Source organism: Nocardioides mangrovi (assembly GCF_020073815.1).
Lineage (GTDB): Bacteria > Actinomycetota > Actinomycetes > Propionibacteriales > Nocardioidaceae > Nocardioides > Nocardioides mangrovi.
On record NZ_JAIQZJ010000016.1, the window covers coordinates 13,121 to 37,135 of the forward strand.

Here is a 24,015-nt window from a genome sequence, read left to right on the forward strand (position 1 = left end):
AACGCAAGGGTAGGCGCGCTGGGATCGAGGTGAGATCGGGCACCCCCGGGCCCCTCTTCGATCTGGTCTGGACCTTTGGCAAGATGCAGCCCATGTCCGGGTCCTACTGGCAGCAGGTGCAGGCTGACGGACTCGCCGTCCCCACGGACCGACCGCTCGACGAGCTGACCGCCGAGCTGACCCGGATGCTCGGCGATCCCGACCCGCTGCGGCGCGACGGCACCGCCTACCCCGCCCTCGCCACCTGGGTCGACCGGGGCGTGTACGACGACCTGCTCGGCGGGCTGGGCGACGGCATGGCGATGGGCCTGCTCGTCGGGATCGGCGAGCGCGACACCGACACGGTCTTCCGGCGCAGCTTCTCCGCGCTGGTCCTCGGCGAGTGCATCGCCCGCGACAACACCCGACCGCTGCTGCCCGGGGGCAAGATCCTCGAGTGGGGCGACCGGATCACCACCTGGCTGCTGCGCGAGCGCGACCTGCGTGGCTACGTGACGGGCAAGGGCTGGGCGCACGCCGTCGCCCACGGCGCCGACACGATCTCGGTCCTGGCCCGCTCCCCGCACCTGGCGACTCCCGAGCTGACCGTGCTGCTCGACGTCATCGCCGACCGGGTGCTCGCGCGCACCCCCCAGGTCTTCGCCAGCGGCGAGCCCGACCGCCTCGCCCACGCCACCATCGAGGTCCTGCGCCGCAACGTCGTGCCGCTGCGGGTGCTCGAGCCGTGGATCGCGCGGATCGCCGCAGGAGCCCGACTGCGCGCCTCCGACGAGGGCCGCGACCCCTACCTGACCAGCGGCAACGCCGAGATGTTCCTCCGCGCGCTCTACCTCCAGCTCTCGCTCGGCGGGCAGCCGCCGCAGCTGCGCTCCGACCTGCTCCTGGTGGTCGTCGACGCCCTCAAGGCGACCAACCACGCCTACCTCGGCACCACGGCTCGATAGCCTGCGGGGCATGCCCGACCAGACAGCCGACCCGACCGAGCTCTCCGGTCACGCCGGCGAGCTCGCCGTCGCGGTCGCCCGCGCCCACGGTGTCGAGACCATGTTCACCCTCTCCGGGGCGCACGTCTTCCCGCTGTACGACGGCGCGGTGAAGGTCGCCGAGAGCGAACGGCCGGTCCGCCTGCTCGACGTACGCCACGAGCAGACGGCGGCGTTCGCGGCCGAGGCCACCGGCAAGCTGACCCGGGTGCCGGGGCTGGCGGTCCTCACCGCCGGTCCGGGCGTCACCAACGGCATCAGCGCGGTCGCGCAGGCCCAGTTCGCGGGCTCCCCCCTGGTCGTGGTCGGCGGTCGTGCGCCGCAGAACCGGTGGGGCACCGGAGCGCTCCAGGAGATCGACCAGCCGCCGCTCCTCGCCCCGGTCACCAAGCTCGCGCGCACCATCCCGACCGCCGGCGACGTGCTGGAGGGCGTGCACGAGGCGTTCGTGACCGCCGGCTCCCCGCACCGCGGGCCGGTCTTCGTCGACGTGCCCATGGACGAGCTGTTCAACGCCGCCTCGGGGCCGCTGCCGGACGTCACCCGGGTCCGCGGCGCCGTCCCGGACCCGGAGGCGCTGAGCGAGGTCGCCGAGCTGCTGGCCGACGCCTCCCGCCCGGTGCTCATCCTCGGCACCGACGTCTGGGCCGACCATGCGGAGGAGGCCGCGCTCCGGCTCGTCGAAGCGGCGGGCATCCCGACCATCACCAACGGCATGGGCCGGGGCGTCGTACCCGGCGGGCACCCGCTGCTGGTCACGAAGGCCCGCGGCCACGCTCTCAAGGGCGCCGACCTGGTGGTCGTGGTCGGCACCCCGCTCGACTTCCGGCTCGGGTACGGCGTGTTCGGCGACGCCCAGGTCGTGCACGTCGCGGACTCGGCCGAGCAGGTCTCGACCCACGCCGAGCTCGCGGCGTCGATCGCCGGCGACCTCACGAGCGTCTTCGACGGGCTGCTCGCCGAGCTCGAGCAGGTGGTCCGCCGACCCGACTGGTCCGGCTGGGTGAGCGACCTCCAGGCCGCCGTCGCGGCCGCCACCGAGCGCGACGCGGCGCTGCTCGGCGCCGAGGCCGACCCGGTCCACCCGGCCCGGATCTACGGCGAGCTGCTCCCCCGCCTCGCCGATGACGCCGTCGTGATCGGCGACGGGGGCGACTTCGTGTCCTTCGCCGGCAAGTTCGTCGAGCCCAAGCGGCCCGGCGGCTGGCTCGACCCCGGCCCCTACGGCTGCCTCGGCGCCGGTCTCGGCGCCGCGATCGCCGCCCGCCTGGCCCGCCCGTCGGCCCAGGTGGTGCTGCTGCTCGGCGACGGCGCCGCGGGCTTCTCGCTCATGGACGTCGACACCCTCGTGAGGCACGGCCTCCCCGTCGTCATGGTGATGGGCAACAACTCTGCCTGGGGCCTGGAGAAGGGCCCCATGCAGATGCTCTACGGGTACGACGTCATCGCCGACCTCGCCCCGCGCACGGCGTACGACGAGGTCGTCAAGGCGCTCGGTGGCGCCGGCGAGACCGTCACCGACCCGCGTCAGATCGGTCCGGCGCTCGACCGGGCCTTCGCCTCCGGGGTGCCCTACCTGGTCAACGTGATCACGGACGTCGCCGCGACCTACCCGAGGACGAGCTTCGGTGTCTGAGCTCGTCATCCGCCGGGCCGAGGCCGCCGACCTGCCGGCGGCGGGCGAGGTGACCGTCGCGGCGTACGCCGAGTTCACCCAGGGCCCCGACGACCACTACATCGCGCAGCTCCGCGACGCCGCGAGGCGGGACCGGGAGGCCGAGCTGTGGGTCGCCGAGCGCGACGGCGAGGTCCTCGGCACCGTCACGATCGCGCTCCCCGGCTCGCCGTGGCGCGAGATCGGCACGGCGGACGAGGGCGAGTTCCGGATGCTCGCGGTCGCGCCGACGGCGCGTCGCCAGGGCGTCGGCGAGGCCCTGACCCGCCTGGTGATGGACCGCTTCCGGTCGCTGGGCTTCCGGGCCGTGGTGCTGTCGAGCCTCGCGCAGATGACCTCGGCGCACCGGGTCTACGAGCGTCACGGCTTCCGCCGCGTCCCGGACCGGGACTGGTCCCCCGTGCCGGGCGTGGACCTGATCGCGTTCGTGGCGGACCTGTGACGGGGGCAGCGTCCGGAGGCGCGATGGAGGCGACGCTCCGGTTCACGGTCACCGCCGAGGACACCGCCGAGGCGGTCGGCTCGGGCAGCCTGCCGGTGCTGGGCACACCCCGCCTGCTCGCCTGGTGCGAGGCGGCCACCTGCGCCGCCATCGAGCCCGCGCTCCCCGAGGGCTCGACCAGCGTCGGCACCCGCGTCTCCCTCGAGCACCTCGCCGCCAGCCCGGTCGGCGAGGAGGTCATCGTGACCGCCTCCGCGGCGTACGTCGACGGCCGCCTCCACCGCTTCACCGTGGCCGCCCAGGCCGGCCCGAAGCTGCTCGCCACCGGCGAGGTCACCCGGGTCGTCGTCGACGCCGAGCGGTTCCTCGGCCGGCTCTGAGGGAGGGCGATTTCGCGCTCGCGGGCCGGATTTGAGAGACTGGTCGCTGGCCCTCGGGCCGACCACGTCTCGATCAGGAGGAAATCATGGGCAAGACCGGCCGCAAGCGCCGCGCTCGCAAGAAGAAGGGCGCGAACCACGGCAAGCGCCCCAACGCCTGAGCGCTGCACCCGCAGACACGACAGAGCCCCCGGACCTCACGGTTCCGGGGGCTCTTCGCGTCTCGGGCGGTACGCCGACGGTCAGCCCTTGCGGATCTCCACCTGGACGGCGCGGATCTGCAGCAGCACGCGCTGGCGCAGGTCGGCCGGCGCCGACTCGGCGCAGGAGCGCGCGACGACGGACTTCACCGTGCGCTGCAGGTCGTACTTCTCCAGGCACGGGTTGCAGCTGTCGAGGTGGGCACGGACGACGGTGCAGTCGGCCTCGTCGAGCTCGTTGTCGATGAAGTAGACGATCTGGTCGAGGAAGTCGGCGCAGTCGCTCGGGCTGGGCTCGGCGGCGTGGTCGTGGCTCATCACGCGCCCCCGTCCCGGCCGGCGGGCAGGAGGTCGTGCTCGCGCACGTAGTCCGAGAGCAGGTCGCGCAGCTGCCGGCGTCCCCGGTGCAGGCGCGACATGACGGTGCCGATGGGGGTGTCCATGATCTCGGCGATCTCCTTGTAGGCGAATCCCTCGACATCAGCGAGGTAGACCGCGAGCCGGAACTCCTCGGGCAGGCGCTGGAGGGCGTCCTTGACCTCGGAGTCGGGCAGGTGCTCGAGCGCCTCGGTCTCGGCGGACCGGAGCCCGGTCGAGGCGTGCGACTCGGCGCGGTGGAGCTGCCAGTCCTCGACGTCCTCGGACATCGACTGCTGCGGCTGGCGCTGCTTCTTGCGGTAGTTGTTGATGAAGGTGTTGGTCAGGATCCGGTAGAGCCAGGCCTTGAGGTTGGTGCCCGGCCGGAACTGGTGGAAGGAGGCATAGGCCTTCGCGAAGGTCTCCTGCACCAGGTCCTCGGCGTCGGCCGGGTTGCGGGTCATCCGCATCGCGGCCGAGTAGAGCTGGTCGAGGAAGGGCAGCGCGTCCCGCTCGAAGCGGGCGGAACGCTCGGCCTCGGACTCGGTCTCCAGGTCGACCGGCTCGGGCTCAACAGGGGTGTCGACGACCTCAGGGGTCGTCTCGGTGGGATCGGTCATCGCATCCCAGCGTAGACCCGTCACGGGGCGTTCGAGCACGGCGAGCATGTGATCAGAACGCCGGACCCCCGTCAGCCATTCCCGGCGATCTCGCGCACCAGCCACTCCAGCGTCGACTCCACGACGATCGCCAGCGCCTCCTCCTGGCTCAACGCCGCGCGCTTGGGTACGCCGAAGGAGTGGTCGGCCTCGGGCACGACCGAGAGGTCGGTGTCGCCGGGGAACTCGTCGGGACGCCCGAACGGGTCGCGCTCCCCCTGGACCACCAGCGTCGGCACGCCGGACCCGGTGAGCTCGTCGAGACGGGACTTCTCGGGCCGGCCGGGCGGGTGCAGCGGGAACGCGAGCGCCAGGCAGCCGCTGGCCGCCAGCGCGCGGGCGCAGCGCGCCGCGGACCGGGCGCCCGCCGACCGGCCGCCGACGACCAGCGGCGAGCGCGTGCGCAGGCTGTTGGCGGCGGCGGTCAGGCCGACGTCCAGCGTCGCCGGCGGGGTCGCGACCTTGCGGCCCGCGACCTTCCACGGCTGGTCGAGCAGCACCACGGTCACCCCGTTGCGCGGCAGCGCGGCGGCCAGCGCCATCAGGTCCGGCGAGTCCTCGACGCCGTTGCCGGCACCGTGGCTGAGCAGCAGGGTGGCGAAGACGTTGCGGGCCTGGTGGACCAGCAGCCGTGCCTCGCCCTGGGCGGTGTCGATCCGGCGCTCGACGCTCACGATCCGTCCTCCAGGGGCAGGGGGTCGAGCAGCTCGGGGCCGTTGTTGCGGACGTTGCTCACCAGCGTCGAGACCGGGTAGGCCTCGAGGCTGCCCGGTGCGGCCGGCACCAGCAGGTCGAGCAGGTCCGGTCCCTCGACGCGCGGGTCGAGCCAGTCGGACCACCGGTCGCGCTCGACCATGAGCGGCATCCGGTCGTGGATGTGGCCGACGTCGTCCTCGGCGTCGGTGGTGATCACGGTGCAGGTCCACAGGAACCGGTCGTCGGCATCCTCCGCCTTGGCCGGGTCGCGCCAGATCTCGTAGAGCCCGGCCATCGCCAGCACGCCGTGGTCCTTCGGCCGGATGAAGAACGGCTGCTTGCGGGGCTTGCCCGCCTTCGTGTTCTCCTCGGTGGGGTACCACTCGAAGTAGCCGTCGGCGGGGAGCAGGCAGCGCCGCTTGGCGAAGGCCCGCTTGTACGCCGGCTTCTCGGCGACGGTCTCCATGCGCGCGTTGATCATCCGGCTGCCGATCCCGGGGTCCTTCGCCCACGACGGCACCAGACCCCACTTCACGACCCGGAGCTGACGCTCGGGCGGCTCGGCGCTCTCCTTCGACGGCGGTCGCTCCACGACGGCGTAGACCGGGTCGGTGGGCGCGACGTTGTAGTCGGCCTCGAGGGGCGCGGGGATGCGCACGTCGACGACGTCGAACTCGTCGGCGAGGTCCTCGGGGCGCCGACTGGACGCGTACCGACCACACATGGCGGCCACTCTAGAGCGGAGCGGTGACCCGGGAGCGGTGACACCAACGCGGGGCCCCGCAGCGCGAGGCCCCGCGTCCCCCTCGTACCGCGCCGCCCGGGCAGAAACGGGCTGGCGCGGGGGTCGGTGCGGTCCTACACCCGGGCGAGCTCGTCGAGCAGGGCGGCGGCACCGTCGTCGGTGTCGGGCAGGCCCTCGATCCAGACCCGCGTGTGCTGGACGGTGCTGGTGTCGAGCATCGTGCGGAGCAGTCCGACGCGGCGGCCGATCCGGTCGTCGCGGCCGGCGAGGACGACCAGGCGGCCCGGGGCCACGTGCCCGATCGTCTCGGGCCCGGAGAAGACGGTGCGGGTGGTGGCGCCGAGCTGCGCGGCGCGCATCGCCCGGGCGAGGACCTCGCCGCCACCGGTCTCGGTGCCGGCGGCCGGCTCGTACGGCGCGTCCGGCCACGGCGGCGCGGCCACGACCACGAGCGCGTGGGAGTCGCGGGCCACGGAGGGCGGCTCGGAGCGGTAGAGACCGGAGATCTCGGTGCGCAGGTGCGCGAGGCTGGCGAGCCCGGTGAGCGGGTCCTCGCAGGACAGTCCGTGGAGGTAGCCGAGCATGGCCTCGCTCCAGGCGACCGCGAGGGCGCGGGTCGCGGTGTGCTCGGGCTCCCGGCCGAGCACGGTCCGCGTGGTGGAGCTCAGGCCGTCGAGCGCCTCGGCCAGCGACCAGCCCTCACGGGCGAGGGCCGCGCCGGTGACCTCGCACGCGACCTCCGACCCCGATCCCGAAGCAAGGGCCTCCCCGACCGCCTCGAAGCGCGGCGGCAGCACCGCCTGCAGCTCCGACGACAGTCCCCGCCCTGCTTCGGAATCGGCCGTGGTCCCCCGGCGACGTCCCCACGTCATCCACTCCACGGTGCCCCCTCACTTGGTCGGTCGGGGGTGAAACGGGGGCGCTCGGGAGCCATGACGCGGATCCCGGAGAAAAATTCGAGGAATTCGTGCGTGATCTTTCGGGCGGTGCTCCGTTGGTCCCTTCGTGGGCTCCACCGTCTCCACCCTCGACGGGCGCAGCGACGCCGAGCTGATCTCGGCCGTGCGTGCCGGTGACGTCGCTGCCTACGGCGAGCTCTTCAGCCGCCACGTCGACGCCGCCCGGCGTCTCGGGCGCCAGCTCGTCCCCGGACCCGACGTCGACGACCTGGTCTCCGAGGCGTTCGCCAAGGTGCTGGTCGTCCTCCAGCGCGGCGGCGGCCCCGACCTCGCCTTCCGGGCCTACCTCCTCACCGCCGTACGCCGCCTCCACGTCGACCGGATCCGGGCGTCGTCCCGGCTGCACACGACCGACGACCTCACGCCGTTCGACCCGGGCGTGCCCTTCCGCGACACCGCCGTCGAGGGCTTCGAGAGCGCGACCGCGGCGCGGGCCTTCGCCTCGCTGCCCGAGCGGTGGCAGCTGGTGCTCTGGCACACCGAGGTCGAGGGGCAGAAGCCCGCGGAGGTCGCGCCGCTGCTCGGCATGACCCCCAACTCCGTCTCCGCCCTCGCCTACCGGGCGCGCGAGGGGCTGCGCCAGTCCTACCTCGCGCTGCACGCCCAGACGGTCGACGACGACGAGTGCGAGCGGACCAGGGCCCAGCTCGGCGCCTACGTCCGGGGCGGGCTGGCCAAGCGCGACGCCCACCGCGTCGAGAAGCACCTCGACGAGTGCCGCGCGTGCGCGGCGATCTACCTCGAGCTGACCGAGGTCAACTCCAACCTGCGGGCCGTGCTCGCGCCGCTGCTCCTGGGGGCCGCGGCCGCGGCCTACCTCGGCACCACCGGCTCCGTCGGCGTCGCCGGCGGCGGCGTCCTGGTGCTGCTGGGTCGGGCCCGCGACGCCGTCGTCTCCCACGCCCCGACCGCCGCGGTCTCCGGCGCCGCCGCCTCCGCGGTCGTCGCCGGCCTGGTGGTCGCGCTCCACCAGGGTGCCGCCACCGAGCCGCCCTCCGCCGGGGACGCGCCGGTGGTCCAGGTGACGCCGACCGGCACGACCGGTCCCGACGACGCACCCCGGCAGGACCGCCGTTCGCCGTCGACGACCCGGGCCGACCGGGTGCCCTCCACGACCGCGGCCCCGACGGCCCCGACGGCCCCGACGGCCGCGGACGACCCGAGCGCTCCGTCGTCGACGGCCCCGTCGGCGGGATCGACCCCGTCCTCGCCGCCGGCGACCGGCGGCCCGACGAGCGGCCCGACCAGCAGCAGCCCCACCGTCGGGCCCGGCGACGGGCCGACCTCCGGCCCCGACCCGTCCGAGCCGCCCGTGGTCGACGTGCACGCGTCGGTCTCCGCCGGTGCCGACGGCGTCGAGGTCGGCCTGGGGCTCGGCCTCGGTGGCGCGACGATCATCCCGGACACGACCGTGGGCGTGCCGTTCCCGACATCGGGGTAGACATGAGGGCATGACCCTCAGCCGCCTGATCGCCCGTCCGATGCTCTCGTCGATCTTCGTGGTCGGCGCCGTCACCGCGCTGAAGAACAGCGCCGGCACCGCCGCGAAGGCCGAGCCCGTCACCTCCCGCCTCGTGCCGGTCCTGAAGAAGGCCGGCATCCCGGTCCCCGAGGACCCGCAGACGCTGGTCCGGATCAACGCCGGCGTCCAGATCGGCGCCGGCCTGGCGCTCGCGACCGGCCGCGCGCCGCGGATCTCCTCCGCCGTCCTCGCCGCCTCGCTGATCCCGACGACCGCCGCGGGCCACCGCTACTGGGAGGCCGACGACGACGCGACGAAGGCCCAGCAGCGGCTGCACTTCTTCAAGAACGTCTCGATCATCGGCGGCCTGATCATCGCCGCCGGCGACACCGAGGGCCGCCCCGGTGTCGTGTGGCGCACCCGCCACGCGGCCAAGGACGCACGCCGCGAGGCCCGGCGCCTCGCCCACGACGCCCGCCGCGAGGCGAGACTCGCCGCCGCCCGGGTCCACTGACGCCACTACGCTGCTGGCGTGACCGACCTGCCCGATCCGTGGCCCGCCCCGCGTGCTGACCACCCCGTCGACGCGATCGTCACGCTGCCCGGCAGCAAGTCGCTGACCAACCGCGCGCTGCTCCTCGCCGCCATCGCCGACGGGCCCTCCGTCGTACGCCGCGCGCTGCGCTCGCGCGACACCTCGCTGATGGCCGCGGCGCTGACGGCGCTCGGCTCGCCCGTGGACGCCAGCGGCGACGACTGGACCGTGACCCCGGGGGCGTTCGACCGCGACGCCGCGGTCGACTGCGGCCTGGCCGGCACGGTGATGCGCTTCGTCCCGCCGGTGGCGGGCCTGGCCCGCGGCACCGTCTCCTTCGACGGCGACCCGCACATGCGCAAGCGGCCGATCGGCGAGATCCTCGGCGCGCTCCGCTCCCTGGGCGTCGACGTGCCGGGCGACGCCCTGCCCTTCACGGTCCGCGGCACCGGCTCGGTGCGCGGGGGCACGGTCGTCGTCGATGCGTCGGCGTCGTCGCAGTTCATCTCCGCGCTGCTGCTCGCCGGCGCGCGGTACGACGAGGGCGTCGACGTGCGCCACGACGGCAAGCCCGTGCCCTCCCTCCCCCACATCGACATGACCGTCGCGATGCTGCGCGAGCACGGCGTTGACGTCGATGACAGCGAGGCGAACCGCTGGTCGGTCGCTCCCGGCCCGATCAAGCCGGTCGACCACCTCATCGAGCCCGACCTGTCCAACGCCGCACCCTTCCTGGCGCTGGCCGCGGTCTCCGGCGGCACGGTCACGGTGCGCGACTGGCCACGTCGTACGACGCAGGCCGGGGACGCGCTGCGCGACATCCTCACCGCGATGGGCTGCGAGGTCGGCTTCGTCGACGGTCCCGACGGCTCGGGCCTGCGGGTCACCGGATCCGGCACCCTGCTCGGGATCGACGCCGACCTGCACGACGTCGGCGAGCTCACCCCCGCCGTGGCCGCCCTCTGCGCGCTGGCCGACGGGCCGTCGCACCTGCGCGGCATCGGCCACATCCGCGGCCACGAGACCGACCGGCTGGCCGCGCTCGCGACCGAGCTCGGCGCCCTCGGCGCCGATGTGACCGAGCACGAGGACGGGCTCAGCCTGGTCCCCGCGCCCCTGCACGGAGGCGTCTTCCGCACCTACGCCGACCACCGGATGGCCCATGCCGGCGTCATCGTCGGCGCCGCCGTCGACGGCGTCCTGGTCGAGAACGTCGCCACGACCAGCAAGACCTTCCCCGACTTCGCGGGCTTCTGGTCGGGGCTCATCGAGTGACGGGCCGGTACTCCGACCAGGACGTCGAGCACTACGACCGCCCGCGTCGGCGTACCCGCCCGCGCACCAAGGAGCGCCCGACCTACGACGACGCCGAGGACGCCGTCGTCGTCACCGTCGACCGCGGTCGCTACACGCTGCTGCTCGACGGCCGACGGGTGCTGGCGATGAAGGCGCGGCCACTGGGCCGCAAGGGCGTGGTCGTGGGCGACCGGGTGCGCGTCGTGGGCGACACCACGGGCGACGACGGCACGCTGGCCCGGATCGTCGAGGTCGTCGAGCGCACCACCGTGCTGCGCCGCACCGCCGACGACGACGACCCCGTCGAGCGCGTCATCGTCGCCAACGCCGACCAGCTCGTCGTGGTCACCGCGCTCGCCGACCCCGACCCGCAGCCGCGGCTGCTCGACCGGGCCCTGGTGGCGGCGTACGACGCCCGCATGCAGCCGCTGCTGTGCCTGACCAAGGCGGACCTGGCGGACCCGGAGACGCTGCTGTCGACCTACCGCTCGCTCGGGGTGCCGTGGGTGGTCACCCAGCGCGGTGGCGACCTCACCGAGCTGCGGGAGCGGCTGCACGGGCGCACCAGCGTGCTGCTGGGCTCCAGCGGCGTCGGCAAGTCGACCCTGGTCAACGCGCTGGTGCCCACCGCCGACCGCCAGGTGGGCCACGTCAACGCGGTGACCGGCCGCGGCCGGCACACCTCGACCTCCGCCTACCTGCTCGAGCTGCCCGACAGCGCCGGGTGGATCGTCGACACCCCGGGCATCCGGTCCTTCGGGCTGGCGCACGTCGAGCCGGAGCGACTGATCGAGGCCTTCCCCGACCTCGACGAGATGACCGAGGACTGCCCGCGCGGCTGCACCCACGGCGAGGACGAGCCGGAGTGCGGGCTCGACGAGGCCGTCGCCGAGGGGCAGGCCGACCCGGACCGGGTGGCGTCCTTCCGCCGGCTGCTGGCGGCACGCAGCGAGCCGGCGTACTGAGTCAGCTCCAGACGGACTGCGCGCCGGCGTCGCCGGTGCGGACCACCCAGACGAGCACGAGCACCGCCGACACGGCGAGCAGCACGTCGAGGACGACCCGGAGCGCGCCGCGCCGAGCGAGGAAGCCGGTGGCCAGCGCGATCACGCCGAACGCGATCGTGATCCAGAGCAGCTGACCGGCGAGGTCCTCGTGCTTCTCCACCAGCGGGCTGCTGCGCAGCTCCGGCTTGTTCTCGAGGAAGTTGTCGCCGGTGAGGTAGGCCGCGACGATCGCCAGGGTGGCGACGACGGCCAGCCCGACCATCGGCCAGCGGACCCGCTCCCGCCACGACGGCACCAGGTAGGCGAGGGCCGCCAGGGCGGCGAGAGGGCCGAACACCACGGCCGCGTGGACGACGAGCGGGTGCAGCGGCAGTCCGTTGATCTCCATGCGTGAATCGTGGAGGAGGTTGATGAGAAAGGGCTAAGGCGGGGAGGGGTGTCGTGCGGGCCGCCGTCCCAGCGACTCCGCCCTTCCGGACTCGGCCCTCGGCCGTGGCCCTAAGGTGAGGCCGTGCCGACCCCCACGGACTACACCGACGACCTGCGCCTGGCGCACGTCCTCGCTGACGACGCCGACTCGATCACCGAGAGCCGGTTCAAGGCGCTCGACCTGCACGTCATGAGCAAGCCCGACCTCACGCCCGTCACCGACGCCGACCAGGCCGTCGAGGAGAGCATCCGCCGGACGCTCGGCCGGGTCCGCTCCCGCGACGCGATCACCGGCGAGGAGCAGGGCTCCAGCGGCCACAGCCAGCGCCGCTGGATCATCGACCCGATCGACGGCACGAAGAACTTCGTGCGCGGCGTCCCCGTCTGGGCGACGCTCATCTCCCTGGCCGTCGACGACGAGGTGGTGCTCGGCGTCGTCTCCGCCCCGCAGCTCCAGCGCCGCTGGTGGGCCTCGACCGGCAACGGTGCATGGACCGGACGGTCACTGCTCAAGGCGACCCGCTGCCAGGTCTCCGACGTACGCCGGCTGGAGGACGCGTCGCTGTCCTACGCCTCCCTCTCGGGGTGGGAGGAGCGCGGCCAGCTCGACGACTTCGAGTCGCTGATGCGGCGCTGCTGGCGGACCCGGGCGTACGGCGACTTCTGGTCCTACATGCTCCTCGCGGAGGGTGCCGTCGACCTGGCCGCCGAGCCGGAGCTGGAGGTCTACGACATGGCCGCGCTCGACGTGATCGTGCGTGAGGCGGGCGGCCGCTTCACCTCGCTCGACGGCACCGACGGGCCCTTCGGTGGCAACGCGCTGGCCAGCAACGGCCACCTCCACGAGGCCGCGCTCGCCTTCCTCGGGTCGCTGCCCGACGACGAGGATGACCCCGACGTACGACGCACCGGACCGGGCTCGGTCTCCGACCTGCGGGACCGGCGACGGGACTGACACACGGGCCGAAGGTCCTGTACGTGTGACGTGCGCCACGAGTACCGTCGATCCATGCGGATCGGTGAGGTGCTCTCGGCGAAGCCCAGCGCGGAGGTCGTGACGATCTCCCCCGATGCCGGCGTGCGCGAGCTGATCGCGAGCCTCGCCGAGCACAACGTGGGTGCATTGATCGTCAGCTCCGACGGCACGTCCGTCGACGGGATCGTCAGCGAGCGCGACGTCGTGCGCCACCTCCACCACGACGGCACGGTCATCAACAACACGGTCGGCGCGATCATGACCGACGCCGTCGAGACCTGCGACGAGGACACCCCGCTCGACGAGCTGATGAAGACCATGACCGATCGGCGGATCCGGCACGTGCCGGTCGTCCACGAGGGTCGGCTGGTCGGGATCATCAGCATCGGCGACGTGGTCAAGCACAAGATCGGCGAGCTCCAGTTCGAGCGCGACCAGCTCGACTCCTACGTGCACCAGACCTGAGGCCGTCAGTCGGAGGCGACCCCACGACCCTCGGCGAGCACGAGCGCGAGGTCGTCGCCCATCCGCTGCCGGCCGTGGTCGAGCATCTGCGCGACCAGCCGGTCCAGGGCCTCCTCGAGGGTCCCGTCTCCGAGCTCGGCGGCGACGTCGTCGAGCGGGAAGAACTCCCCGCGGGCGTCCCGAGCCTCGACCAGGCCGTCGGTGTAGAAGAGCATCCGCGCGCCGACCGGCCACCGGTGCTCGGTGAGCACCGGATCCGAGCCCAGTCCGAGCGGGACCGTCGGCTCGCCGGTGTCGACCATCGCGGCCCGGTGGCCGACCACGAGCACCGGCGGGTGGTGGCCGCAGTTGGCGAGCGCGACCCGGCCCTCGCGGAACTCCCCGACGATGGCGGTCACGAACTCCTCGTCGCCGAGCATCCGGCCGAGCGTCTCGTCGATCGTGCGGGCCAGCGCGACCGGGTCGGGCTCGGTGAAGGCGGCCGCCCGGAACGCGCCGAGCACCGCGGCGGCCGTCTGCACCGCCTCCAGTCCCTTGCCGCGCACGTCGCCGACGATCACGCGGACGCCGTACGGCGTGGCCGCGACCTCGTAGAGGTCGCCGCCGACCAGTGCCTCCTTGGACGCGGAGACGTAGCGGGCGGCCAGGCCGATGGAGCCGATCGCGGTGGGCATCGCCCGCAGCACCGCCTGCTGGGCGGTCTCGGCGATCACCGTCATCCGCTTCAGGCTGCTCTCGCTGCGCTCGCGCAGGGCGGCACCCTGTACGGCGACGATGCCGAGGAGCGCGCAGAGCCCCACGCGGATGAACCAGTCGAACGAGCCGAGGTTCCCCAGCCACAGACCCGCCACGAGGCCGCAGAGGACCGCCAGGACGGCCATCGCCGCGGTGCGCCGGGCCGTGGTCAGGACGCTCGCGACGATGGGGGCTGCCGCGAAGACCCCGATCAGCTGGGCCGGTGTCAGGATCGACAGCACGACCAGGACCGCCAGGACCACGATCCCTGCGGTCACGCCCGGGTCGAGACGCCGGCCCCCGATGGTCATGCTCACCCGCAGATAGTGCCAGCCGTCCCGTCGGACGACGCCGAAACGCGCAGGAAGCGACCCCGTAGGGTGTCGGGCATGGACAAGCCCGAGATCGACTTCCCCGACTTCGACCCGCCCGCCGACCTCGTCGTCACCGAGATCACCGAGGGCTCCGGCGACGAGGCGACCGCCGGCTCGACCGTGTCGGTCCACTACGTCGGCGTCGCGCACTCGACCGGCGAGGAGTTCGACGCGTCGTACAACCGCGGCACCCCGCTGCAGTTCCGCCTCGGCGTCGGCCAGGTCATCTCCGGCTGGGACCAGGGCGTGCAGGGCATGAAGGTCGGCGGCCGCCGCCAGCTCGTGATCCCGCCGCACCTCGGCTACGGCGACCGCGGCGCCGGCGGCGTCATCAAGCCGGGCGAGACGCTGATCTTCGTCGTGGACCTGCTCGGCGTCAGCTGAGGCGTAGGCGTCGTCCTGCGGGATGCCCGGCAAGGCGGAGGAGCGAAGGCGGCCTTTGAGCGGAGCGGCCTTCGAGCGACGACAACGCCGCCGGGCCCCCGCAGGCGGCGCCTACCAGGGCAGGTTGTCCTCGAAGGTGGCTTCGTCGGCGACCCGGGCGGCCTGCCCGGTCCCGGCGACACTGACCACGTCGCCGGCGACGAGCTGCCGGCCGCGGCGCGTGTCGACCTCGCCGTTGACCGACACCTTCCCCTCCTGGATCAGCGGCTTGGCCTCGGCCCCGCTCTCCACCAGGTTGGCCAGCTTCAGGAACTGCCCGAGCCGGATCGACTCGTCGCGGATCGGGACGTCGTACGGCTCGGCCATGGGGCCAGTGTCGCCCATCCGGCATCGAGACCCGTGAGATGGCTGCAAGATGACCCGGTCGGCAGCCATCTGACGGGTCTCGACGCGCTTTCCACAGGCACGCCGGGGCCAGGATTCGTCCACAGGCCGGCCCGGGCAAGCAGGACCCATGGCGCACCGCTGGGATCCGATCGCACCACCTGTCGTGGGACTGGTGCGTCCGGTGCGGGTCGACGTCACCGGCCTGGCCGGACCGACCCGCGGTCAGAGCCGCGGGCCTGGCTGGCGGGCCACCTCGCCGGGTCTCTTCGTGCCCACGAGCACCACCGACGCCCTGGTCGAGCAACGCATCGTGGAGGCCCACGCCCGAGCCCGTGAACGGGCCGTCGTCACCGGGTGGGCAGCGCTACGCCTGCACGGCGGAGCCTTCTTCGACGGCCTGGCGCGCGACGGCCGAACCCGCGTGCCGGTCCCGATCGCGGCCAACGGCGAGCGTCTCGCCAGCGGCTTCGGTGCCGTGGTGGTCGAGGACCGGATCCCCCTCGACGAGGTCACCATCATCCACGGCATCCGCTGCGCGAAGGTCGAACGCGCTCTCTACGACGAGATGCAACGCATCGGCGAGGTCCGCGAGATGGCCGTGGCCGCCGGCGCGGCGTACGCCGCCAGGCTGACCTCGATCAGACGGATGCGGCTCTACGCCGCCACCCGACGCTGGTACCGCGACGTCCGCACCGTGAAGGCGGCGGTCGAGATGTCCTGCGAGGGCTGCCGCTCACCCCAGGAAGACAGGTTCCGGATCATCTGGGAGTACACCGCCGGCTGGGGCCGCCCCCTGGTCAACCGCACACTCCTGGACCTCCACGGCCGCTTCATCGCCACCCCCGACCTCTTCGACCCCGTCCGCGGCGTCATCGGCGAGTACGCCGGCGCCGACCACCGCGACGGCGACCGGCACGCGAAGGACGTCGAGCGGGCCGCCGACCTCCGCGCAGCCGGCCTCGAGATCGTCGAGACCGTCGGCCGCGACCTGCGCGACGAGTCCCGGGTCGTGCGCCGCATGGAGCAGGCCGCCGCCCGCGCCGCCCACCTCGAACGACGCTGGCAGCTCGCCCCACCCGAGACGCCCACCCTCGACGAGTACCTCGACGCCCGCGACGCCGCCTGAGCCACGCATCCGGCATCGAGACCCGTGAGATGGCTGTCAGATGACCCGGTCGGCAGCCATCTGACGGGTCTCGACGAGGAAGGGGCGCCCGTCAGCGGATCAGCACCGAGACCGCGTGGATCAGGACGCCGACGAGGCCGCCGACGATGGTGCCGTTGATCCGGATGAACTGCAGGTCGCGGCCGACGTGCAGCTCGATGCGGCGAGCGGCCTCCTTGCCGTCCCAGCGCTCGATGGTGTGGGTGATGACGGTGGTGACCTCGGTGCCGTAGCGCTCGACGGCGAAGACCGCGGCGTCGGCGGCGAGGCCGTCGAGGCGGGCGCGGAGCTCGGGCTCGGTGACCAGCCGCTGCGCGAAGGCCGAGGTCTCGGCCAGCAGCCGCTGGCGTACGGCGCCGTCGGGGTCGGTCAGCGACGCCTGGAGGCTGCGGCGCAGGGCGTTCCACAGCGACACGCTGGAGGCGATCACCTGCGGGTGGTCGAGCAACCGCTCCTTGAGCCGCTCGGTGCGCTCCTGGGTCTCGGGGTCGTGCAGGAGGTCGTCGGCGAGCCGGGCGAGCATCGAGTCGAGCGCCTGGCGTGCGTGGTGGCGCGGGTCGGCGCGGATGTCCTCGACCCAGCTCACCAGCTCGCGGTGCAGCCGGGAGATGACGGCGTCGTTCAGGCGGGTCGGCGCCCACCAGGGCGCCCGCTCGCCGAGCACGGCCGCGACCGTCTCGGGGTTGTCGACCAGCCACTGGTGCAGCTCGACGAGGGCGAGGTCGACCAGCCCGTGGTGCAGGTCGTCGCGGACCGTCTCCTCCAGCAGGCCGCCGAGCAGCGGCGCGATCGGCTCCTCGCGGAAGCGCGGCACGAGCGCGTCCCGGATCAGCCCCTCGACGTGGTCGTCGCGCACCCGGGCGAGCGCGGCGGTCGCCACGTCCGCGACCTCGTCGACGGCGCGCCGCGCGTGGGCGGGTACGGCGAGCCACCGGCCCACCCGCATCGAGATCGTCGCGGCGGCGACCCGCTCGCGGATGATCTGCTCCTGGAGGAAGTTCTCCCCCACGAACTCCTCCAGCCCGCGGCCGAGGTCGTCCTTGCGGCGCGGGATCAGGGCGGTGTGCGGGATCGGCAGTCCGAGCGGGTGCTTGAAGAGCGCCGTCACCGCGAACCAGTCGGCGATCGCACCGACCATCGAGGCCTCGGCGCCGGCGTTGACGAAGCCCCAGAAGCCTTCCTGACCGCCGTCGATGGTCAGGGTGGCGACGTACACCACCGCGGCGAGCAGCAGCAGCGACACCGCCAGGGTCCGCATCCGCCGCAGGGCGCTGCGGCGGTGCTCGTCGGCCTCGGGGTCGGGCGTGATCAGGGAGACGGTCGCGCTCATCGCCGCCATCCTCCCCCACACAGGAAGCCGAAACCGTCGTGTCAGAATGCCGCCCATGTCTCGCACCGTCATCACCTTCGGCACGTTCGACGTGTTCCATGTCGGACACCTCCGGGTGATCGAGCGCGCCGCCGCCCTCGGCGACCGTCTCGTGGTCGGGGTCTCCGCCGACGCGCTCAACCTGCGGAAGAAGGGCCGCGAGCCGGTCTTCAGCCAGGCCGAGCGGCTCGCGATCGTGGCCGCGCTCAAGCCGGTCTCGGAGGTCTTCGTGGAGGAGAGCCTCGAGCTCAAGCGCGACTACATCCTCCGGTACGGCGCCGACGTGCTCGTGATGGGCGACGACTGGGCGGGCCGGTTCGACGAGTTCGAGGACGTCTGCGAGGTCGTCTACCTCCCGCGGACGCCGGCCATCTCGACGACCGCGCTGATCGAGAAGATCTCCGGGGGCAGCTGATCCGGCGAGCACTGTCGGCGGCCGCCCCTAGGTTGTCGCCGTGACCCGCTCGCTGACCCCCGACCCGGTGCCCACCGGCGCGCTCGGCGTGCCGCAGGGTGCGGCCCTCACCCTCGGGGCCGTGCTCGGGACCGGCGTGATCTCGCTGCCGGCGCTCGCCGCCCGCGAGGCCGGACCGGCGTCGCTCGTCGCGTGGCTGGCGCTGGTCCTGCTGTCCGTGCCGCTCGCCGCCACCTTCGCCGCGCTGGGCGCCCGCCACCCCGACGGCGGGGGCGTCTCGACCTACGCCCGCCGGGCCTTCGGCGCCCGCACCGCCACCGTCGTCGGCTGGTGCTTCTACTTCGCGATCCCGGTCGGCGCCCCGCCGGCGGCCGGCTTCGCGGGCGCCTACGTCGCCGACAGCGTCGGCGGCGGCCGCCACACCCAGCTGGCGACCGCCGGCCTGCTGATCGCGGCCGTCGCGCTGATGAACTGGTACGGCGTCCGCGTCTCCGGGCGGGTCCAGCTGGTCATCGCCGCGGTGCTGGCGCTGCTGCTCGCCGTCGCGACCCTGGTCTCGCTGCCGCATGCGACGACCGACCACCTGACGCCGTTCGCGCCGCACGGCTGGTCGGCCGTGGGCTCGGCAGCGGTGCTGCTGATCTGGGCGTTCGCGGGCTGGGAGGTCGTCACCTCGCTGTCGTCCGACTACCGGCGTCCCCACCCCGACATCGCCCGCGCGACGGCGATCGCGCTGGTCGTGATGGGCCTGCTCTACCTCGGCGTCGCGTTCGCGACGGTCGCCGTGCTCGGCCCGTCGACCGGCAAGGCCCCGCTGTCCGACCTGCTGGTCCTCGGCTTCGGCGAGCCGGCCCGCGGGGTCACCACGGTCGTCGCCGTGCTGCTGACGCTCGGGGCGATGAACGCCTACTTCGCCGGCAGCGCCCGCCTCGGCGCCGCCCTCGGCCGCGACGGCTCCCTGCCGGCCTGGTTCGCCCGCGGCGCGGCGGCCAGCGAGGTCCCCCGCCGCTCGCTCGCCGTCGTCACCGCGGGCTCGATGGCGACGCTGCTCGCCGTCGCGGTCACCGGGGTGCCGCTGGAGCGCACGATGTTCCTGGTCACCGGCGCGTTCTCGCTGGTCTACGTCATCGGCACCGCGGCGGCGATCCGGCTGCTCCCCCGCCGCAGCTGGGCGTGGCGGGGCGCGGTGGTCGCCTTCGCCTCCACCCTGGTGCTGCTCGGTCTCACCGGGCCCCACCTGCTGCCGCAGCTCGTGGTCGCGGTGGCCGCGTTGCTGTGGACCATGCGGGCGCCGACGGCGGCGCCGGAAGCTCCTCAGTAGAAGCCGAAGCGCGCCAGCGGCTCGACCAGCTCGCGCTCCTCGTAGGACAGGTGCGAGGTCATCGTGTCCGAGAGCAGGTCGACGGCCTCGCGCAGGCGGGCCAGGCCGTCCGGCTCGGACACCACGGCCACCAGCGCGCGGTCGACGTCGTCGAGCACCGAGGCGATCACGTGGTGCTCCTCCTCGAGCCGGTCGATGACCGGCACCAGCTCCGGGTCGCGGGAGCGCAGGTGCGGGAACATCGAGGTGTCCTCGATCGTGTGGTGCGTGGTCACCAGCCGGCAGTAGGACTGGCAGTAGGCGCCGAGCGCCCAGTCGTTCTGCCGCATCGTCATGGTGTTGATCAGCGACCGCGCCCGACCCGCCTCGAGGGTGCCGGCCTCGACCTGGCCGATCAGGTCGAAGAGCTGGGCGAGCTCGCCGCGCAGGTGGTCGTGGACGTCGACGAGGTGCTGCCCGGCGGCCCGCTCGTGGTCGGTCCAGTGCAGCGGCTCGTGCGCCGAGGCGTACGTCGGGCGGGTCGCGTCGTCCCAGGGCGCCCGGTCGCTGCGCCGGGCGCCGTCGTCGGGCGTGGGTCGCACCGGCTCGCCACCGGGCACCCGCACCTCGACCTGCTCAGCCGGCGCCGGGGCGTCCTCCGGCCGGTCCTCCCGGGCGCGCTCGGCGAGCACCAGCTCGCGCACGGCCGGGGCGATCTCGGTCCCGAAGCGCTGGATCGTGGTCGCGTCGTCGCCGGCCACGATGAAGGTGCTGGTCCCGTGGGTCAGCGCCAGCTCGGCGAGCCACTCGGCCCAGGCCGGGTCGTCGGACGGGGTGACGTTGTAGAGCCGGCGCACGGCCGCCGGGTCGCGCCCGGCCGCGGTCGCCGCCGCGTCGATCCGGGCGTTGCGCTCGGCCAGGGTCTCCGGCGGCACGTAGGACTGGCTGGGCAGCCAGCCGTCGCCGACCCGGCCGGTGAGGTCGAGCATCCGCGGCCCGATCGCGCCGACCCAGATCTCGACGTCGTGGGCGGGCGCCGGGCCCGGGTGCACGCCGCTGACCCGGTAGTGGTCGCCGCTCACCCGCACCGACCGCTCGCCGGTGTCCCAGGCGGCGCGGATGACCGCGATGCCCTCGTCCAGGGCGGCCAGCGCCTCGCCGGGCGTACGCCGCGGGCCGCCGGCCGCCTCGATCGCGTCCCAGAAGCCGCCGGCGCCGATGCCGAGCTCGACCCGCCCGCGGCTGAGCCGGTCCAGGCTGGCCACGGTCTTGGCGAGCACGAAGGGCGGGCGGAGCGGCAGGTTGCTGACGTTGGTGGTCAGCCGCAGGGTCGAGGTGCGGGCCAGGATCGTCGCGATCAGCGCCCAGGCGTCCAGGAAGCGCGCCTGGTAGGGGTGGTCCTGGACGGTGGCGAGGTCGAGGCCGGCGGCCTCGGTCAGCAGGCCGAGCTCCACGACGCGCTCGGGCCGGTCGGCGTCCGGCGTGAGGAAGGTGCCGAACAGGAGCTCCTGGCCGTAGTCGGTCACGCCCCCGATCCTGCCACCGGGTCGGCGCGCAGCTCGTGCCGGCCCGCGACGACGAGCCAGACCACGAGGGTCGCGACCAGGAGGAGCGGCAGCAGCTCGATGTCGGGCACGATCACCGCGGCGAGGAAGAGCGCGAGCCAGCCGCTGCGGGTGGCCGCGATGGTGATGCCGAGCGCGCCGGCCGCGATGACCACCGGCACCGGCGCGCTGTCGAAGACGCCGACCACCGCCCAGCCGGCGACCACGCCGACGAAGACCGACGGGAAGATCCGGCCGCCGCGGAAGCCGGCCGCCGCCGCGACGAGCAGCGCGGCGATCTTCACCACGACCATCAGGCTCAGCTCGGCGACCGAGTAGTCGTCGATGTGGTCGGTCACCTGGGACATCTCCTCGAGCCCCTTGAAGAGCGTCTCCCGGCCGCCGAGGACGCCCAGCCAGCCGAGCAGGAAGCCGCCGACGGTGAGCGCGACCACCGGGTAGCGGAGCGACTGGAAGGCCCGGTAGAGCGGCGTGATGAGGTACGACGCGGCCAGGCCGAGGAGCGCGGTCAGCAGCGCGACGCCGACCGCCCAGCCGAGGTCGCCGACCTGGAAGCCGGCGTACCCGGGCACGTCGAGCCGCATGCTGCTGTCGGAGATCAGCAGCATCGTCGCCGAGCCGGCGGCCGCCGCGAAGAGCGGCGCGTAGAGCCGGTGCCACAGCGGGATGCGCGGGTCGCCCATCTGGGCCTCCGTGAGCATCAGCGCCGCTGCGACCGGCGTCCCGAACATGGCGCCGATCGTCGCGGCGACGCTCCAGCCCATCCACTCCGGCGCGGCGATCCGCGGCACCAGCCGGAGCCCGAGGATGACGCTCAGGGACGCGTTGATCACCATGATCGGGTTCTCCGGGCCGAGGCTGACGCCGCCGGCGAGCATGAGCACCAGCGCGAGCGCCAGCCCGGGTACGGCGCTCAACGGCATCGGTTCCGAGACCAGCTCCGCGGTCGCCGACTCCGGCCCGGCGTGCCCGGGGACGAGCTGGACCACGAGACCGACCGCGAGTCCGGTGAGGGTGAGCACCAGGACGATCCACCACCAGGAGTCCGCGTCGATCCCGAGCGCGTCGGTCAGGTCGTCCCACACGAGGGCCTGAAGCGCTTCCGCCAGCGCCGAGAGGCCGACCAGCGTGAGCGCGCAGCCGATGCCGACCACGACGGCGGCGGGGGTCTGCCGCAGCAGCGCGAGCGGGCCGGGGGTCGTCACCCCCCGACGCTAGGCGCGGGGTGCGGCGACCCGACTCACCCGAGAGGGGTGAGCCGGTGCGTGGACGGTGAGCGTCAGCGGCCGCCCGCCGGCGGTGAGGTGCGCGGTGATCCGCTCGCGGTAGCGGTCCCAGACCACCCGGCCGCTGACGGGCAGGCCTGCGACCAGCCGGACCCGGTGCAGCCGGAAGGTCGTGACTGCGCCGCCCCGGTAGGTGAACCAGCCGCCGCGCAGCCCGACCCCGTGACCGGAGTAGTTGTTCCACCAGCGGTCCACCACGTCGGCGACGGTCGCGGCAGCGGTGCCGCGCAGCCCCAGGTCCGCGACCGTGCGCGGGAAGACCCCGAGCGCGTCGACCGGGTGGGTCCGGCCCGCACACGGGTGGGCCGGCACCGCCCGCGCCGGGTCGCGGACGAAGGACCGGACCAGCGCGCTCGCGCAGCCGTCGGTGTCGCCCAGGGCGGTCACGTGGAAGCTGTTCGGCACCACGACCTGGGTCGCGTCGGGGAACTGGCGGGTGATGATCGCGCCCTCGGCCGGCGTCGTGATCGAGTCGAGCTCGCCACTCAGCACGAGCACGGGTACGTCGGGGTAGGAGCCGCCCGGCGGGTGCACCGGCCCGGCTGGGTTGCTGGCGGGAGCCGCCGGCCAGCGCGTGCACCAGTCGAGCATCTGCCAGTCGGACGCGGCGTACTCCCGCACGCTGAAGGGTCCGTAGGTGCGCGGCCGCTCGCGGGTGCGCCGGGTGAGCGCGGCGCGGTACTGCGGCTCGCGCACCGCGGGCGACGCCGTCATGTCGTAGAGCTGCGGGTAGTCGTGGCAGGCCACGGCGGCGTCGAGCCCCTCGCTGTAGTCGCGGACGGGGCCGGCGTCGGTGCCGCCGCCGGTCGCCTCGGCGACCAGCCGGAGCAGCGGCGCGCGGTCGCCCCGCAGCGCCGAGCGGAGGGCGGCCGTCATCTCCCGGTAGAAGGCCGGGCCGTACGTCGCGCCGTACGCCACCGTCGCGAGCGAGCTCGGCCGGACCGTGACCCGCGTCCGGCGGCCGTCGGCGTCGTGGGCGGTCCCGCGCCACGGGTGCCGCCGCACCTCGTCGAGCACGCGCTCGAGGGCGCGGCGCCACGATGGGCCGCCCTCGCGACAGGCGGCCGACCGGCGGCAGACGATCGCGAACGAGCTCCGCACCGCGGGCCCCTGGGTGGGGTACCAGCCCGTCTCGCCGTACGCCGGGTAGGCGCCGTCGAGCACGACGCTGCGGACCAGGTCGGGGTGCCGGCCGACGAAGACCTGCGCGAAGAACGTGCCGTACGAGTCGCCGTAGACGTCGAGGGTTCCGAGGCCGAGGGCGGCGACGACGGCGGCGAGGTCGTCGGCCGACAGCGCGGTCGTGTAGTCGTCGGCCCGCTCCCCCAGGCTGCGGCCGCAGCGCCCGGCGGCGACGGAGTAGGCGATCCGCAGGTCCTGCAGGTCGGGGCAGTCGAGTGCCTCGGAGCGGCCGGTGCCGCGCTGGTCGACGAGCAGCAGGTTGCGGCGGTCGAGGAGGCCGGCGTACATCCGCGTGTAGTAGCCGACCGAGCCGGTCGTGCTGTAGCCCGGGCCGCCCTCGTGCGGGACCAGGGTGCCGAGCGCGGGCCGCGAGCCGTCCCGCGCGGGCACGAACGCGAAGCCGACCCGCACGGTGCCCGCCTCCGGGTGGCCGGGCTCCCACTCGCGCTCGACCGTGCCGCACAGCGCGCGGGCGGTGACCCGGCAGCGGTGGAGGTCGAGGCTGCCGACCGGGACGGCCTCTGCCGGGGCGGGGGTCGCGAGCAGGCCGGCCACCAGCGTCAGCAGGGCCACCCACTTCATGGGCG

27 protein-coding genes are annotated in these 24,015 nt (G+C 73.9%); 15 read left to right on the plus strand and 12 right to left on the minus strand.

Translation table 11 applies throughout. The features are described 5' to 3' along the window. Positions 1-83: 83 nt before the first annotated feature. The 5 genes from K8U61_RS20625 to K8U61_RS25650 all read left to right on the plus strand — a co-directional run bounded on the left by K8U61_RS20625 (position 84) and on the right by K8U61_RS25650 (position 3,641). Positions 84-944: a DUF2785 domain-containing protein gene (locus K8U61_RS20625; protein WP_224124946.1), complete on the plus strand. Its 861-nt coding sequence runs from the start codon at positions 84-86 to the stop codon at positions 942-944. A 10-nt stretch (positions 945-954) separates the two neighbouring features. Then, positions 955-2,619, plus strand: a complete 1,665-nt coding sequence (locus tag K8U61_RS20630) for an acetolactate synthase (protein WP_224124947.1) — start codon at positions 955-957, stop codon at positions 2,617-2,619. Then, on the plus strand, positions 2,612-3,100 hold the full coding sequence (locus K8U61_RS20635; RefSeq protein ID WP_224124948.1) for a GNAT family N-acetyltransferase: 489 nt from the start codon (positions 2,612-2,614) through the stop codon (positions 3,098-3,100). Before K8U61_RS20630 ends, K8U61_RS20635 begins: the two co-directional genes overlap by 8 nt. Before the next feature lie 23 nt (positions 3,101-3,123). Then, positions 3,124-3,480 (plus strand): thioesterase family protein, encoded by a 357-nt coding sequence (locus K8U61_RS20640; RefSeq protein WP_224124949.1) that lies wholly within the window; start codon positions 3,124-3,126, stop codon positions 3,478-3,480. 86 nt (positions 3,481-3,566) lie between these two features. Continuing rightward, a complete protein-coding gene (locus K8U61_RS25650) occupies positions 3,567-3,641 on the plus strand; it encodes a 50S ribosomal protein bL37 (protein WP_369759046.1) in 75 nt (24 codons plus the stop codon). A gap of 81 nt (positions 3,642-3,722) precedes the next feature. On the opposite strand, the gene rsrA is transcribed toward K8U61_RS25650, so the two are convergent. The 5 genes from rsrA to K8U61_RS20665 form a co-directional block, all read right to left on the minus strand. Continuing rightward, complete coding sequence (gene rsrA, locus K8U61_RS20645) at positions 3,723-3,998, minus strand: mycothiol system anti-sigma-R factor (protein WP_224124950.1); 276 nt, start codon at positions 3,996-3,998, stop codon at positions 3,723-3,725. Further along, the gene (locus tag K8U61_RS20650; protein WP_224124951.1) at positions 3,998-4,657 is read right to left on the minus strand and encodes a sigma-70 family RNA polymerase sigma factor; all 660 of its coding nucleotides are present in this window, start codon (positions 4,655-4,657) and stop codon (positions 3,998-4,000) included. Before K8U61_RS20650 ends, rsrA begins: the two co-directional genes overlap by 1 nt. A gap of 71 nt (positions 4,658-4,728) precedes the next feature. Continuing rightward, positions 4,729-5,370, minus strand: a complete 642-nt coding sequence (locus K8U61_RS20655; protein WP_308043249.1) for an alpha/beta hydrolase family protein — start codon at positions 5,368-5,370, stop codon at positions 4,729-4,731. Further along, positions 5,367-6,116, minus strand: coding sequence for an SOS response-associated peptidase (locus K8U61_RS20660; RefSeq protein WP_224124952.1), 750 nt, complete (start codon positions 6,114-6,116; stop codon positions 5,367-5,369). The genes K8U61_RS20655 and K8U61_RS20660 overlap by 4 nt, the downstream gene beginning before the upstream one ends. Before the next feature lie 134 nt (positions 6,117-6,250). After that, complete coding sequence (locus tag K8U61_RS20665) at positions 6,251-6,934, minus strand: hypothetical protein (protein WP_224124953.1); 684 nt, start codon at positions 6,932-6,934, stop codon at positions 6,251-6,253. Positions 6,935-7,142: 208 nt separating this feature from the next. Here K8U61_RS20665 and K8U61_RS20670 point away from each other — a divergent pair, with 208 nt between their 5' ends. The 4 genes from K8U61_RS20670 to rsgA are packed head-to-tail and all read left to right on the plus strand — an operon-like array spanning position 7,143 to position 11,354. Further along, positions 7,143-8,537, plus strand: coding sequence for a sigma-70 family RNA polymerase sigma factor (locus K8U61_RS20670; RefSeq protein WP_224124954.1), 1,395 nt, complete (start codon positions 7,143-7,145; stop codon positions 8,535-8,537). A gap of 10 nt (positions 8,538-8,547) precedes the next feature. After that, complete coding sequence (locus K8U61_RS20675) at positions 8,548-9,072, plus strand: DoxX family protein (protein WP_224124955.1); 525 nt, start codon at positions 8,548-8,550, stop codon at positions 9,070-9,072. An 18-nt stretch (positions 9,073-9,090) separates the two neighbouring features. Continuing rightward, positions 9,091-10,368 carry a 3-phosphoshikimate 1-carboxyvinyltransferase gene (aroA, locus tag K8U61_RS20680; RefSeq protein ID WP_224124956.1) on the plus strand — a complete coding sequence of 426 codons (1,278 nt, stop codon included), beginning with the start codon at positions 9,091-9,093 and terminating at the stop codon, positions 10,366-10,368. Beyond that, positions 10,365-11,354, plus strand: a complete 990-nt coding sequence (rsgA, locus tag K8U61_RS20685; protein ID WP_224124957.1) for a ribosome small subunit-dependent GTPase A — start codon at positions 10,365-10,367, stop codon at positions 11,352-11,354. Before aroA ends, rsgA begins: the two co-directional genes overlap by 4 nt. 1 nt (position 11,355) lies before the next feature. Here the strand turns inward: rsgA and K8U61_RS20690 are convergent, their stop codons facing one another. Next, positions 11,356-11,784 carry a DUF2231 domain-containing protein gene (locus tag K8U61_RS20690; protein ID WP_224124958.1) on the minus strand — a complete coding sequence of 143 codons (429 nt, stop codon included), beginning with the start codon at positions 11,782-11,784 and terminating at the stop codon, positions 11,356-11,358. A gap of 123 nt (positions 11,785-11,907) precedes the next feature. On the opposite strand from K8U61_RS20690, the gene hisN reads away from it, so the two are divergent. Together hisN and K8U61_RS20700 are read left to right on the plus strand one after the other, a co-directional pair. After that, complete coding sequence (gene hisN / locus K8U61_RS20695) at positions 11,908-12,780, plus strand: histidinol-phosphatase (RefSeq protein WP_224124959.1); 873 nt, start codon at positions 11,908-11,910, stop codon at positions 12,778-12,780. A 54-nt stretch (positions 12,781-12,834) separates the two neighbouring features. Beyond that, the gene (locus K8U61_RS20700) at positions 12,835-13,266 is read left to right on the plus strand and encodes a CBS domain-containing protein (protein WP_224124960.1); all 432 of its coding nucleotides are present in this window, start codon (positions 12,835-12,837) and stop codon (positions 13,264-13,266) included. 5 nt (positions 13,267-13,271) lie between these two features. Here the strand turns inward: K8U61_RS20700 and K8U61_RS20705 are convergent, their stop codons facing one another. Next, complete coding sequence (locus K8U61_RS20705) at positions 13,272-14,312, minus strand: PP2C family protein-serine/threonine phosphatase (protein ID WP_224125085.1); 1,041 nt, start codon at positions 14,310-14,312, stop codon at positions 13,272-13,274. A gap of 78 nt (positions 14,313-14,390) precedes the next feature. Between K8U61_RS20705 and K8U61_RS20710 the strand changes: the two genes are divergently transcribed. Further along, positions 14,391-14,759, plus strand: a complete 369-nt coding sequence (locus K8U61_RS20710) for an FKBP-type peptidyl-prolyl cis-trans isomerase (RefSeq protein WP_224124961.1) — start codon at positions 14,391-14,393, stop codon at positions 14,757-14,759. 111 nt (positions 14,760-14,870) lie between these two features. Here the strand turns inward: K8U61_RS20710 and K8U61_RS20715 are convergent, their stop codons facing one another. Next, positions 14,871-15,125, minus strand: a complete 255-nt coding sequence (locus tag K8U61_RS20715; RefSeq protein WP_224124962.1) for an RNA-binding S4 domain-containing protein — start codon at positions 15,123-15,125, stop codon at positions 14,871-14,873. Positions 15,126-15,318: 193 nt separating this feature from the next. Between K8U61_RS20715 and K8U61_RS20720 the strand changes: the two genes are divergently transcribed. Further along, positions 15,319-16,272 carry a hypothetical protein gene (locus K8U61_RS20720; protein ID WP_224124963.1) on the plus strand — a complete coding sequence of 318 codons (954 nt, stop codon included), beginning with the start codon at positions 15,319-15,321 and terminating at the stop codon, positions 16,270-16,272. A gap of 91 nt (positions 16,273-16,363) precedes the next feature. Here the strand turns inward: K8U61_RS20720 and K8U61_RS20725 are convergent, their stop codons facing one another. Beyond that, complete coding sequence (locus K8U61_RS20725; RefSeq protein WP_224124964.1) at positions 16,364-17,641, minus strand: DUF445 domain-containing protein; 1,278 nt, start codon at positions 17,639-17,641, stop codon at positions 16,364-16,366. Positions 17,642-17,696: 55 nt separating this feature from the next. Between K8U61_RS20725 and K8U61_RS20730 the strand changes: the two genes are divergently transcribed. Together K8U61_RS20730 and K8U61_RS20735 are read left to right on the plus strand one after the other, a co-directional pair. Further along, positions 17,697-18,095, plus strand: a complete 399-nt coding sequence (locus K8U61_RS20730; RefSeq protein ID WP_224124965.1) for an FAD synthase family protein — start codon at positions 17,697-17,699, stop codon at positions 18,093-18,095. A gap of 40 nt (positions 18,096-18,135) precedes the next feature. Further along, a complete protein-coding gene (locus tag K8U61_RS20735) occupies positions 18,136-19,416 on the plus strand; it encodes an APC family permease (protein WP_224124966.1) in 1,281 nt (426 codons plus the stop codon). Here the strand turns inward: K8U61_RS20735 and K8U61_RS20740 are convergent. From K8U61_RS20740 to K8U61_RS20750, 3 genes are read right to left on the minus strand one after another with little or no spacing between them, the layout of a single operon-like run. Beyond that, entirely contained in the window at positions 19,410-20,921 is a 1,512-nt protein-coding gene (locus tag K8U61_RS20740; protein WP_224124967.1) for an LLM class flavin-dependent oxidoreductase, read from the minus strand. The genes K8U61_RS20735 and K8U61_RS20740 overlap by 7 nt on opposite strands. Continuing rightward, positions 20,918-22,165 carry an ion channel protein gene (locus K8U61_RS20745; RefSeq protein WP_224124968.1) on the minus strand — a complete coding sequence of 416 codons (1,248 nt, stop codon included), beginning with the start codon at positions 22,163-22,165 and terminating at the stop codon, positions 20,918-20,920. The genes K8U61_RS20740 and K8U61_RS20745 overlap by 4 nt, the downstream gene beginning before the upstream one ends. Positions 22,166-22,174: 9 nt before the next feature. Then, positions 22,175-24,010: an alpha/beta fold hydrolase gene (locus K8U61_RS20750; protein WP_224124969.1), complete on the minus strand. Its 1,836-nt coding sequence runs from the start codon at positions 24,008-24,010 to the stop codon at positions 22,175-22,177. Positions 24,011-24,015 lie beyond the last annotated feature (5 nt).